The 12,083-nt window shown below is 61.1% G+C and carries 10 protein-coding genes; 4 read left to right on the plus strand and 6 right to left on the minus strand.

Annotation, left to right across the window (positions count from 1 at the left end; translation table 11 throughout):
* Positions 1-74: 74 nt before the first annotated feature.
* Positions 75-1,244, plus strand: coding sequence for an MFS transporter (locus tag AB8A23_RS18555; protein ID WP_439058613.1), 1,170 nt, complete (start codon positions 75-77; stop codon positions 1,242-1,244).
* Here the strand turns inward: AB8A23_RS18555 and rsmA are convergent.
* The 6 genes from rsmA to lptF all read right to left on the minus strand — a co-directional run bounded on the left by rsmA (position 1,228) and on the right by lptF (position 8,923).
* Positions 1,228-2,100 carry a 16S rRNA (adenine(1518)-N(6)/adenine(1519)-N(6))-dimethyltransferase RsmA gene (rsmA, locus tag AB8A23_RS18560; protein WP_439058612.1) on the minus strand — a complete coding sequence of 291 codons (873 nt, stop codon included), beginning with the start codon at positions 2,098-2,100 and terminating at the stop codon, positions 1,228-1,230. The two genes, AB8A23_RS18555 and rsmA, sit on opposite strands and share 17 nt — an antisense overlap.
* Complete coding sequence (pdxA, locus tag AB8A23_RS18565) at positions 2,097-3,101, minus strand: 4-hydroxythreonine-4-phosphate dehydrogenase PdxA (RefSeq protein ID WP_439058611.1); 1,005 nt, start codon at positions 3,099-3,101, stop codon at positions 2,097-2,099. Before pdxA ends, rsmA begins: the two co-directional genes overlap by 4 nt.
* 42 nt (positions 3,102-3,143) lie before the next feature.
* Positions 3,144-4,076, minus strand: coding sequence for a SurA N-terminal domain-containing protein (locus AB8A23_RS18570; protein ID WP_439058610.1), 933 nt, complete (start codon positions 4,074-4,076; stop codon positions 3,144-3,146).
* Positions 4,077-4,167: 91 nt separating this feature from the next.
* A complete protein-coding gene (locus AB8A23_RS18575; RefSeq protein ID WP_439058609.1) occupies positions 4,168-6,609 on the minus strand; it encodes an LPS-assembly protein LptD in 2,442 nt (813 codons plus the stop codon).
* 50 nt (positions 6,610-6,659) lie between these two features.
* Positions 6,660-7,757, minus strand: coding sequence for an LPS export ABC transporter permease LptG (gene lptG / locus AB8A23_RS18580; RefSeq protein WP_175366134.1), 1,098 nt, complete (start codon positions 7,755-7,757; stop codon positions 6,660-6,662).
* Positions 7,754-8,923 carry an LPS export ABC transporter permease LptF gene (gene lptF / locus AB8A23_RS18585; protein ID WP_309945670.1) on the minus strand — a complete coding sequence of 390 codons (1,170 nt, stop codon included), beginning with the start codon at positions 8,921-8,923 and terminating at the stop codon, positions 7,754-7,756. The genes lptG and lptF overlap by 4 nt, the downstream gene beginning before the upstream one ends.
* Positions 8,924-9,424: 501 nt before the next feature.
* Between lptF and AB8A23_RS18590 the strand changes: the two genes are divergently transcribed.
* From AB8A23_RS18590 to AB8A23_RS18600, 3 genes are all read left to right on the plus strand, one after another.
* Positions 9,425-10,927 (plus strand): leucyl aminopeptidase, encoded by a 1,503-nt coding sequence (locus AB8A23_RS18590; RefSeq protein ID WP_439058608.1) that lies wholly within the window; start codon positions 9,425-9,427, stop codon positions 10,925-10,927.
* 9 nt (positions 10,928-10,936) lie between these two features.
* Positions 10,937-11,389, plus strand: coding sequence for a DNA polymerase III subunit chi (locus AB8A23_RS18595; protein ID WP_439058607.1), 453 nt, complete (start codon positions 10,937-10,939; stop codon positions 11,387-11,389).
* Between the two features lie 84 nt (positions 11,390-11,473).
* Positions 11,474-12,067: a hypothetical protein gene (locus tag AB8A23_RS18600; RefSeq protein WP_246297406.1), complete on the plus strand. Its 594-nt coding sequence runs from the start codon at positions 11,474-11,476 to the stop codon at positions 12,065-12,067.
* Positions 12,068-12,083 lie beyond the last annotated feature (16 nt).

Here is a 12,083-nt window from a genome sequence, read left to right on the forward strand (position 1 = left end):
TCCAGGGCCAGATATAGCCAGCGGATGATTAATGTTTTTATGCAAGGAGCTCTGCGTTCATCGTGGGGGCACGCATGCAGTCTTCAGCCGGTTCCATACCCGGTTCCACGCTCTGGTCGCGCGCCGCGGTGATCATGGCTGCGATGATCTTCGGGCTGACTTACAGCCTCAGTGCCGCACTGATTGCGCTGGATCTGGCAGAACGCGGCTCGTCTGACGCGTTCATCGGGGCGAATGCTGCGATGCATGCGGTCGGTGTGCTGGCGATGGCATTTGTACTGCCAAGATTCGCCGCCCGTATCGGCATGCGGCGTATGGTGATCGGTGCGCTGGCCGTCGCTGTTGTGGTGCTCGTACTGTTTCCGGCCGTGCCGTCGATCTGGCTGTGGTTTCCGCTCCGCATCGTGCTTGGCGCTGCGTCCGAAACCCTGTTCGTGATATCGGAAACCTGGCTGAACAGCCTGAGCACCGATGCGACGCGGGCCCGCGCCATGGCTGCCTATACTGCAGCGCTCTCGGTCAGCTTCGCGCTCGGTCCGTTTACGCTGTCCCTTGTGGGGACGCAGGGCGGGACCGCTTATTGGATCGGTGCGGGCTTCTCCATCCTTGCCTTGATGTGTTTGGCGATGCCCGGGATTGCACAGCCGGTGTTCGATGAACCCGCGGATGCCAATCCGCTGCGTTTCATCATGCTGGCGCCGATCGCGATGGCGGCGACGGTTCTGCATGCCGCAGTGGAAAGCGCCGGGCTGTCGTTCCTCGCGCTTTATGCGGTGAAGCTCGGTTGGCTCGAGACGGAAGCGACGCAGTTGATGTCGTGCATGATGGTCGGCGCCATCATCCTGCAACTGCCGATCGGCTGGCTCGGCGACAAGCTCGACCGCCGTCGCATGATCATCGTCCTGGCGGGACTGGCCGTGATCGGTGCCCTCGTGTGGCCATGGGCGCTGCTGTCGCCATGGACCACCTATCCCTTGCTGTTCGTGTGGGGCGGTGTGTTCGTCGGGATCTACACGATCATGCTGACCATTGTCGGCAGTCGCTTCAGCGGCAGCCAGCTGGTTGGTATCTATGCGGCGATGGGACTGATGTGGGGCGCAGGCGCGCTGATCGGCCCGGTCTTCGCCGGCGCTGCGATGCAGGGAATGACGCATGGGCTGCCGATGTTCGTGGCACTCGCCTGCACATGTTTCATGTGGGCCGCGATCAGGAGCCCGGCGCAGGAGATCAAGGCGTCGGCGTAACGCTCTTGGTTTTTCGGATCTCGGATAATTCGCGTGCCATTGCGACAAAACCTGACACCGGAACCGTCTCGGCACGCCGGGTAACGTCGACATCGGCAGCTGCGGCGAGCCGCTCCGGATCGACGCCGAGGGATTTCAGGCTCTGCCGCAGCATCTTGCGGCGCTGATTGAATGCTGCAGCGGCCACCTGTTCCAGCAGGCGTCGTTCGCAGGCCTCTGGCTCCGCGCGGGGAACGAGGCGCACAACCGATGACGTCACCTTCGGGGGCGGCGTGAAGGCGGCCGGCGAGATGTCGAACAGGATTTTGGTTTCGGCGCGCCAGTTCGACAGCACACCGAGCCGGCCATAAGCCTCGTCATCTTCGACCGCGACGATGCGTTCGGCGACCTCGCGCTGGAACATCAGCACCATCATGTCGTACCAGGGCGGCCACGGCTCGGTGCACAGCCAGTCGATCAGGAGCTGCGTGCCAATATTATAGGGCAGGTTAGCGACGATCTTGGCGCGCTCGCCTGATAGCATCGAGCGCGGATCGAAGGTCTGGGCGTCGCCGATGACGATCTCGAGCCGACCAGGATAGTGCGCGGCGATTTCCTTGAGCGGGCCGAGCGCGCGCTCGTCACGCTCGACGGCGATGACGCGTTTGGCGCCCGTCGCCAGCAATGCACGGGTGAGGCCGCCGGGACCGGGGCCAACCTCGATGACCGTGCAATCTTCCAGCGGGCCGGCGGCGCGTGCGATGCGTGCGGTGAGATTGAGATCGAGCAGAAAATTCTGGCCGAGCGATTTGCGCGCCTGCAGATCGAAACGTTTGATGACGTCACGCAGCGGCGGCAGATCGTCGATCCCGCTCATGCGGATTGCGTCGCAGCCATGCGGGCCGCGAGTTTCAGCGCCGCAATCAGGCTCGACGGATTAGCCTTGCCGGTGCCGGCGATGTCGAAGGCGGTGCCGTGATCGGGTGAGGTGCGGATGAAGGGCAGGCCGAGCGTGACGTTGACGCCCTCATCGAAGGCGATGGTCTTGATCGGGATCAGCGCCTGATCGTGATACATGCAGATCGCACAGTCATAGGTCGCGCGGGCCGCGGGATGGAACATGGTGTCGGAGGGCAAAGGCCCGCGTGCGTCGATGCCTTCGTTCTGCAACACGGTGACCGCGTGCATGATGAAGGCCTGCTCCTCGTCGCCCATCGAACCATCTTCGCCGGCATGCGGATTGAGGCCAGCAATGGCCAGTCGCGGCCGCTTGATGCCGAAACGGGTCTTCATGTCGTTGACCACGATGCGCGCGGTGGCAGTGATCAGCGGGCCGCTCAGTTGGGCAATAGCATCGCGCAGCGAGACATGGATCGTGACCGGCACCACGGCCAGTTCCGGCGACCACAACAGCATCACCGGCAGCGGGACCTTTCCGTCGCGGGCGGCAAGCTCGGCGAGAAATTCGGTGTGACCTGGGTGGGTGAAACCGGCGCGATAGAGCACGCTCTTGGCGATCGGATTGGTGACGACGGCGCTGGCGTGGCCGGCTTCCACGTCCTCGACCGCCTGACGGATCGAGGCGATGGCTGCAGGCGCGCTGGAAGCGTCAGGACGACGGGGAGGCGCGGTGACCGTCTGCCCGATCGACACCACTGGTAACGCGTCAGCAAACGTCTCAGCAGCACCGGCGGGCGTTGCATCGGCCAGCCTGACGTCGAGGCCGAGCGTCTTGGCACGTTCCGCCATGAAGTCACGGTCGCCAAGCAAATAAAACGGGGGCAGGTCGAGTTCGTGCCGACGCAGCCAGGCAGCTATGGCAATGTCCGGACCGATGCCGGCCGGTTCGCCCAATGTCAGCGCAAGAGGTTTGGTCATGGTGCCGCCCTAAGCCAGTCGCGGCCTAAGCCGGATCGGAAATTACCGATATTCGATCATCGCCGCTTTGCGCACTTCCTGCAGGTAGGATTTCGACTTCGCTTCGAATTTGTCGGCAAACATCTTGTCGCGGACTTCCCGCTTCTTCGGCGTATCGACCTTGGTCGGCTTGCGCGCGCATAGAGCGACCATTTCGACACCCTGGCGGGTCACTTCCGGAGGCGTTAGACGTCCGATCGGGGTCTTGTCGAGCAATTCTCGCAGCGACGGCGGCAGATCGGCAGAGGTCTTGACGACCGTATCGCGGATAGTCGCATTCTGCATCGACTTGAAGGTACGGTTGGCGTCTTCGCAGCTCTGGATACGCTCGCGCAGCCCTTCGGCTTCCTTATGCCGCGCTTCCATCATGCCGGACGCCGCACCGCGGGGCACGACCAGCACAACCGGTCGCATCTGATATTCGAACGCTTCGGTCATGGCATCGCCACCGGCGCTCTGGACTGCTGCATCGACTTCTTTTTCACCGACCTGCAGGCTCTGCTTGAAGCGCCCGCGGACAATCGCGTTCCAGACCATGTCGGCCTTCAAACGGCTTTTCAGGGTGTCCGGGCGGATGCCTTTGGACGCCAGCGACTGCACCAGCTGATCCGGCGTGAGGCGCATGCGCGAGCTCATGTTCTGAAATGCACCATCGACTTCCGAAGCACCGGGATCGACGCTGTATTTCTTGCCTTCCTTGATCTTCACCTTTTCGCTGATCAACTCCTCGATCACGTCCTGGCGGCTGTTTGTCTTCGCGCCCGACAGCGCATTCAACTTGGTGCGCTGTTCGATATCGAAATTGGTGATGGGCTCGCCATTGACCATGACGGCGACGGACTGGGCCCGAGCCGGTGATCCCGCACAAATGAGAAGGGTAACTGCCGTCGCCAAAGTGGCTTGCAGAACGCGTCCGGAAATCATCGTACCCTTCATTGTCAAAACCGCGGTGTCAAAGCTCTCTTGAAAGCAGAATTCGCATACATCGCGACGGAAAACGGAGATTTCACGGCACAAACGACCGATACTAGTAAGTGCCGCCGGTTCCGCTCGCAGACGTGGTATTGCCAATTGTCCGCAAGCCAAGCTGGAACATGAATGTATGGCTCAGAACGGGCGGCGTGCTCAGATTACTCACGTAGTTGTAGGACGTGACATAATTGACGCCGAGCACGAAACAATCGTCCACATAGCCGGCACCGACCGTGTACTGGTTGATCTTGTTGGCCTCGAGATCCCAGCGCGCGCCACCGGTCACCACCCAGTTCGATGCCAGTTTGATCGAACCGGTGCCAAGGAGGCCTTCGCGGCGGGTGAGGTAGCCCAATTCCGCCTGCGGTGCGTAGTTGCCATACATCAGGCTGACCGACCAGCGGTCGAAGCTCGCGCGACCCTCCGCCTCAAAGCGCGAGATGTTGCCGGTTGCTTCGTCGATGCGAGCACGGGTACTGACCGTATAAGTGCGGTTCGGCGAATAGGCGAGGCTGGCGACGTAGTCTGACCGCGAGGTGGCCAGTCCTGAGTTGACGCCGGTGTTGGTCGTATCGGCGACTGCGAACGAGTTCAGACCGAAAAGTTGATAGGACTGACCGAACAAGACTTTGACGGAACCGCCACGATCGAACTGCGTGGTGGCCTGCACGCCTACGTTGGCGCGGCCGCCGCCTTCGACACGGTCGTAACCGGAGAACTTGTTGACGCTGAACAGATTGCTCGCGTCGAAGCTCATGCTCTGCGCGTCTTCGTTCGGCAACTTACCGGCGTAGGTTTCGTTCGGACGAATGATCACCTGAGCGATGGGTTCGAGTGTCGTGGTGCCCCACGGCTGAACGTTGATGAACGGATAGCGATATTCGAGGCCTACGGTCGGCATCACCCGCAGCGCGGTCGTGTCGCCGGTCGGCAGGAAGTTGGACACGCCGGGCTGGTTCGAGATCGAGGCATCGATCGCATCGACGCGCAGGATCGCGAACGGCGTGAAGATCTGGCCGAACGAGTCCGTATAGGAGCGGCGCCACTGAGCTTCACCAGTCACGCGGGTATAGGTGCCAGGAATGCCGTTCATCAGGCAATTGGTTGGCGTTCTCGCGAGCGGATCTGCGGAAGTCAGATTGCACAATCCGTTAGTATTGGCGAGAGACGTGATCGGCGTGAATGAGGCCTGATCACGGCTCAGGCTGGTCATGTTGAACTTGTAACTGAACTCGCCACCCAGAATGTTCTGGTTGAGCACATTGTTGTAATCGATCACCGGGTGAATGACCGGGACCTGGCTCTGATTACCGGAGAAGCTCAGGTAGTAGATCGTGCGTGCATCGAAGAAGCTACGCTTGCCGACGCCCGTCAGATAGAGTTGCGAAACGGCTTCCGTCTGCAGATTCAAAAACGAGGCATAGGGATCCCGGTACATCGACAGCCGGTAGTCCTGCAGGAAGTTGTAATCGCTGAGTGCGACCGCGTCCCAGCCCCAGACCCATTTGTCGTTCAGCGCGAACTGGCCTTTGGACTCGACTCCGCCGCGCCAGTCTTTGTCGCCGACCGTATTGGCGAAGGCGCTGCGATCCTGCTGATTGATGCCATAGGCACGGATCTGGTAGGCGCCATCCATCAGGCGCTGCCGGAACTCTCCTTGCATCAACAGGCCCTGCTTGCTGGTGTAGCGTGGCGAGATGGTTGCATCGTAATCAGGCGCGATTGCCCAATAGAACGGGGTTTCAACGCCGAAGCCTGTATTGGTGTTCTGCGTGAAGCCCGGCATCAGGAAGCCGGTCTTGCGCTTCACCGTCGGATCGGGCGTCGAAAAATACGGGATATAGGCGAGGGGCACGCCGAAGAACTCGATCCGGGCGTCCTCGAAATACATCATCTTTTCGGTCTGGTCGTGGATGACACGGGCACCCTTGACCTGCCACAGCGGCGGCTTCTTCGGATCTTCCTTACAGGCGGCGCAGGCCGTGTAGACACCGTTCTGGAACACGGTGTAGTTGCCGGCGGTGCGCTCGGCGCGTGTCGCGGCCATGCGCGTCGCATCGGCCGTATCGACGCGCAGCGAATCCACGAAACCGTCGCGGTAGTCGTCGCTGAGATCGAGCAGGTTAGCATAGGTGATCTTGCCGTCGGCGTCCGTCATGCGGACATTGCCTTCGGCGTGCAGGCGCTTGGTCTTCTGGTCGTAGATGACCTTGTCGGCTTCGACGGACGTACCGTTGTAATACATCTGCACGCTGCCGACTGCGGCGACGCGCGAGTTGTTATAGTCGTAATTGACCTCGGTCGCCTGGACCAGCATCTGCCCGGTCTGGGCGGCAGGCGGCGGCTTCGGCCGGGTGGCGGGGCGATTGTAAGTGAAACTCTGGGCAGCCGCCGGGGTCGTCGCCGCGACGTCAAATGCAGCCGCCAGACCCAAAACGGTTGCGAGCACCGGGGCCAGTACGCCAGACGTGCAGAAACGGTCACCGCGCACGGTCATGCGCAGCTTCCAATCAAATGCCTGCTCACGGAGGGCGGCAAACACAGCCACTATCCGTCCTCCTGGTACAACAAGGCCAAAAAGCCGGTGAGGCCGCCCACACACACAGGCAGCCACGCCGCAGCAATCGGATGCATCAACTCAGCCTTGCTCAAATCTTCCGTAACTTTCGACAGGACGTAGAGCAGAAAGCCTGCGCCCACGCCACTCAAAACCATCTTCTGGACACCGCCCATCCGAAAGAACCTCAGGCTCACGGAAGCAGCCAGCATCACCATCGCAACCAGCAAAAACGGCTGTGCGATAAGCTTATGATACTGCAAGCGATACCCCGCCGTCGCGAAACCCGAACTCTCTGAGGATTTGATATACGAAGGAAGTTGCCAAAATGACACTGTTTCGGGGGTCGAAAAACTGTTTCTGACCTGCAGCGGGGTCAGGGTCGTGGCCAGGTACATGCTGTCCTGCTCAACCACGGGCGAATCGAGGGTGTAGCGTCGCACCCCTTTGAACAACCAGCGGCCGGGCTCCAGCGATGCCTCGCGAGCTTCGATCCGTTCCTTGAACTGGGATTCGGTGTCGAACCGGAACACGGTCAGGCCGGTCAGGCGGACGCCCTGCTGCTCGCTGCGGGCGGCATTGATGATCGATTGGCCCTCGCGGTTGACCTGGTTGATCCAGAAGCCGGAGGCGTCCTGGACGCCGCCGCCGGGCGCATCGCCGAACATCTGGGCCTCCATTCGCTTCGATTCCTCGCGCAGGTTGGCCGACAGGGGATTGTAGCCCACGGTCGCCAGCACGCCCAGGATGAGAGCGCTGGCCAGTGCAGGGGAAATAAACTGCCAGGCCGAGACGCCGGCGGCGCGGGCGACCACCAGTTCGAGCCGCCGCGACAGGGCGAGATAACAAGTCATGGCGCCGATCAGGATGCAAAACGGCATCATCTTCTCGAGCAACTGGGGCACCCGGTACAGCGACGTCTGCGCGACCATCAGAGCGGAGGCCGAGGCCAGCCCGGAGGTGCGCCTGACCATCTCGATGTAGTCGACCAGCACCAGCAGCATGAAGATACTGGTGAACACGCCCAAGGCCGCCACCAGGAAGCGACCGGCGAAATACCTGCCGATGGTGTTGGTGATCATGCTCATGCGGCGGCCGGCCGTCGGAAGAGGCGCAACAACCGCTCGTTGGATCTATTGATTGCTTCGACCAGCTTCGCCGGCGGTTCCACCACAATGCCGGCAGAGATGATCCAGAAGCTGACGCCGATCGCTGTCGCCAGCAAGGCATATTGAAGCGGTGCGGCGAAGTCCGATTTCGCTGCCACGACGGAACAGGCAAAGCCCGCCATGCGTAGGCCGAACACCGCGGCAATTGCGCTGCCCATCGAGAAGTTGCGGCTCTGCCGCGTCGTCCGTGGCGAGCCCAAGAATGCAAAGGTCAAGGCGGCAAAGGCAAGCGGATAGATCGGCGCCATCAAGCGGTCGTGCATCTCGGCGCTGAACTGCCGCGGCACCTGCTTGTAAAGCGGGTCATCCACTGGCGGCACCATCAATTCCCAGAGATATCGTTCACGAATTCCGTAGGTGACGTCCTGGCTCCGATTGGAGAACTTCGACATATCGAAAGCGTAGCGGCCGAACGCCACCATGGCGGGGTCGGTCTTGCCCGTCTCGAAACGCTGCAGATTGCCATCTTCCAGAATCAGGAACGAACCATCCTTGTTCTTCAGCACCGTGCCGTGGTCGGCAATGATGGTGACGCGCTCTTTGGGATCGCGACGATCATCAACAAAAATCCCAACCAGTAATCCGCCGGGCTGACGCTCCCGGACGCGGATAGTCAGGTTCTGATCGAGCTGAGCGAAGCGGCCAGGCTGCAGGATATTCGCCAGAACGTCGGCGGTGATCTCGGCGTCCCAGCGCTTCAGCCGGCGCATACCATCCGGTGCCAGATATGAGCCAATGAAAGCCACGAGCAACGATACGACCATTGTCGCGAACAGGAAGGGACGAAACAGCCGTCGCGGCGACAGGCCGGCGGCATTCATCACGATGATTTCGGAGTCGGTCGCGAGCTTGGTCAGGGTGTGGGACACCGCGATCATCAGGGCGATTGGAGCAATAATCAGAACGAGAACGGGAATCGCCAGGCTGGTGACGCCGAGGAAGGTCAGAATGGTCTGACCCTGGCTCGTCATCAGGTCGATTCCGCGCAACGCTTGCGTGATCCAGATCACGCCCGTCAGGCTGACCAGAACCACCGCAAACGACGCCAGCGTCGTGCGGAAAATATACTTGTCGATAGACCCCATCGGTCCGATCAATCCCCATTCCGGCCGTTAAAGCCGCCCGCATGCCCAATCCCGCAAGGGGACCCCCAAAGGACATGCCGCGATCCCTACAAGCCATCATCTCACTTAGCATCCCTTTGATTAGTCAACAAAATGGCCGGGGGATGGCTCGCTCAAGATATGGTTAATTATGTGCCCGATGTGGCCCTCGGGCCACTGAAATGCTTCGCAACCCGCGTGGCGACGAGGAGTCGGATCCGTCGGTGGGGCCTATTCGTTGGCAAGGCCGTCACCTAAGGCCAGAGTCGACACATTCGGACACAGGTATTGCCCGAATCGTGGGTTACGGGCGGTTTGGTTTCCCTCGGGGAAACATAAGAAACTATCGATCCTTGGCGGTTTCGGTCAGAACCTGTCTTGACGGTTCACGCTGCGGCGACAACAAAACACTTCAACCCCGCCGCACTGACCGGATTCCGCGCCGACCCCTGCGACAGCCCTGATCTTCTGGAGGAATTTGCCATGTCCGACGCCGTCAAGGTCGGCTTCGTCCCGTTTGCCACTGCTGCGCGCGGTGCTCTTGTGGTGTTCTGCGACGAAACGCTGAAATTCGGTCCTGCCGCGACCAAGGCTCTCGGGGACGCCGCAGCAACGGTGAAGCGCGCGGCTACAACCAGCAAGTTCAAGGGCAAGAGTGCATCGACGCTCGACATCCTGGCCCCGGACGGCATCAAGGCGTCGCGTCTCATCGTGATCGGCACCGGCAAGCCGGCCGATCTGAAGGAGACCGATCTGCTGAAATTTGGCGGCGTGCTCGCCGGCAAGGTCGGCGGCAGCAATGAGGCGGTGACCGTCATCGCGGAGCTGGCTTCGGGTGCAATGACGCCGGAGCAGGCGGCATCGGTCGCCTCCGGCGTATTGCTGCGCGCTTACAAATTCGATCGTTACAAGACCAAGAAGAAGGATGCTGACGAGACGCCCGGCAGTGTCGCGGTTTCGTTGGCCGTCGGTGACGTCGCCGCAGCCAAGAGGGCCTTTGTGCCGGGCAATCATATCGTCAACGGCGTCGTGCTGGCCCGCGAGCTCGTGAATGAGCCGCCGAACGTGCTGTTTCCCGCCGAATTTGCGCGCCGCGCCGGTGAGTTAAAGAAACTCGGCGTCACGGTCGAAGTGCTCGACGTCAAGGCGATGACCAAGCTTGGCATGGGCGCGCTGCTCGGTGTGTCCCAGGGATCTGTGCGTCCCGGCCGCATGGTGGTGATGCGCTGGAACGGTGGCAAGAAGGGCGAGCAGCCCGTCGCCTTCGTCGGCAAGGGCGTCACCTTTGATACCGGTGGCATCTCCATCAAGCCGGCCGGCAGCATGGAAGACATGAAGGGCGATATGGGCGGCGCAGCCTGCGTCGTTGGCCTGATGCATGCACTTGCGGGCCGCAAGGCCAAGGCCAATGTGGTTGGCGCCATCGGCATTGTCGAAAACATGCCGGATGGCAACGCGCAGCGTCCGGGCGACATCGTGACGTCGATGTCCGGTCAGACCATCGAAATCATCAACACCGACGCTGAAGGTCGCCTCGTACTGGCCGATGTGCTCTGGTATGTGGCGAAGAAGTTCAAGCCGAAATTCATGGTCGATCTGGCGACGCTGACCGGTGCGATCATGGTCGCACTCGGTACCGAATATGCCGGCATGTTCTCCAACAATGATGAACTCGCAGAGCGCCTGTCCACCGTCGGAAAGGCCACCGGCGAACGTGTCTGGCGGATGCCGCTCGGTCCAGAATACGACAAGCAGATCGACTCGCAGTTCGCCGACATGAAGAACACCGGCACGCGCAATGGCGGCTCGATCACTGCGGCGCAGTTCCTGCAGCGTTTCGTCGACGATACGCCGTGGGCGCATCTCGATATTGCCGGCACAGCCATGGGCGCGCCGAAGACCGAGATCAATCAGAGTTGGGGCTCGGGTTACGGCGTGCGGCTGCTGGATCGGCTTGTGGCCGACTATTACGAGGCGAAGAAGTAGTCTGACACGATGACCGATGTCCTGTTCTATCACCTGCAGAACATGACGCTGGAGAGCGTGCTGCCGCCGCTGCTCGAGAAGTCGCTTGAGCGCGGCTGGCGTGTCGTGGTGCAATCCACATCAGAAGAACGCGCCGATGCGCTCGATGCGCATTTGTGGACCTATCGTGATGATTCATTTCTGCCGCACGCGACCTGGCGTGTGGCAGACGCTGCGGATCAGCCGATCATTCTCGCGATCGAAGAGGGTAATCCCAATCGTGCCCAGGTCCGGTTCCTTGTGGACAGCGCAGGAGTGCCGGCGGATGCCGACGGCTATGAGCGCATGGTGCTGGTATTCAACGGCGACGATGCCGATGCGCTCGCTGCAGCGCGAGCAGCCTGGACTGATTGTAAGGCGAGGGGCTTTACCGCCACTTACTGGCAGACCGATGAACGTGGCCGGTGGCAGCGTAAGAATTAGCTGGCGATTGGCGATCTGCCGCAATTAATGATAATTGTAGATTTCCTCACCGGTATCTACTGCTGTGTCATGGTGGTGCCGCAAATGAATGATGTTACAGGCGCTTATCGCCTGTCTTGGGGTTGCGTAATCGTGCGACAAGAAAAGCTTCATCGAAACGGTCTGCTCGTGCTGCTGCTTGCTGCGCCATTGCTTGCTGGCTGCGCCGGTGTGGGCGGTGACGCATTCTCCACGGACCTGCTGTCCAAGGATGCCGACTGGTTCTCCAAGCCAGGTCGCGTGTTCATCAAGAATGTTTCGATTGAGACGCCGCCGCTGTCGCCTGAGCAGGCCGTCAGTCCGCAGGATCTCATCAGCGCTGACGGTGCGTGCCCGGGCATGGCGCCGCGTGATGCCAACGCGCTTGCCGATGGTACCGCAGGTGCGCCGGTTCAAACTGGCGTCGTGGCGCTCGGCCATACCGAATGCGACGTGGCGCGCGGTGCAGGCGCACCCGACAATGTCAGTCTCTCGACCAGCCCGCGCGGTGATCGCGTTGCCGTGCTGACCTATCTGCGCGGTCCGCGCGCTGGCATCTATACGTTTACCGCCGGTCGTCTGACCGTGGTCGAACGCGGTCCGGAAGTTGAACAGCCGAAGACCGCGCGTCCGAAGGCGAAGAAGCGCGCCGCGACCTGATCTTTTCGTGATGATG

This window comes from Tardiphaga sp. 619_E2_N8_4, assembly GCF_051810905.1.
GTDB classification, from domain to species: domain Bacteria; phylum Pseudomonadota; class Alphaproteobacteria; order Rhizobiales; family Xanthobacteraceae; genus Tardiphaga; species Tardiphaga robiniae.

Bases quoted from the DNA above. Each gene is read 5' to 3' on its own strand.
- AB8A23_RS18555 (WP_439058613.1), top strand. From the start codon at position 75: ATGCAGTCTTCAGCCGGTTCCATACCCGGTTCCACGCTCTGGTCGCGC.
- rsmA (WP_439058612.1), bottom strand. From the start codon at position 2,100: ATGAGCGGGATCGACGATCTGCCGCCGCTGCGTGACGTCATCAAACGT.
- pdxA (WP_439058611.1), bottom strand. From the start codon at position 3,101: ATGACCAAACCTCTTGCGCTGACATTGGGCGAACCGGCCGGCATCGGT.
- AB8A23_RS18570 (WP_439058610.1), bottom strand. From the start codon at position 4,076: ATGAAGGGTACGATGATTTCCGGACGCGTTCTGCAAGCCACTTTGGCG.
- AB8A23_RS18575 (WP_439058609.1), bottom strand. From the start codon at position 6,609: ATGACCGTGCGCGGTGACCGTTTCTGCACGTCTGGCGTACTGGCCCCG.
- lptG (WP_175366134.1), bottom strand. From the start codon at position 7,757: ATGAGCATGATCACCAACACCATCGGCAGGTATTTCGCCGGTCGCTTC.
- lptF (WP_309945670.1), bottom strand. From the start codon at position 8,923: ATGGGGTCTATCGACAAGTATATTTTCCGCACGACGCTGGCGTCGTTT.
- AB8A23_RS18590 (WP_439058608.1), top strand. From the start codon at position 9,425: ATGTCCGACGCCGTCAAGGTCGGCTTCGTCCCGTTTGCCACTGCTGCG.
- AB8A23_RS18595 (WP_439058607.1), top strand. From the start codon at position 10,937: ATGACCGATGTCCTGTTCTATCACCTGCAGAACATGACGCTGGAGAGC.
- AB8A23_RS18600 (WP_246297406.1), top strand. From the start codon at position 11,474: ATGAATGATGTTACAGGCGCTTATCGCCTGTCTTGGGGTTGCGTAATC.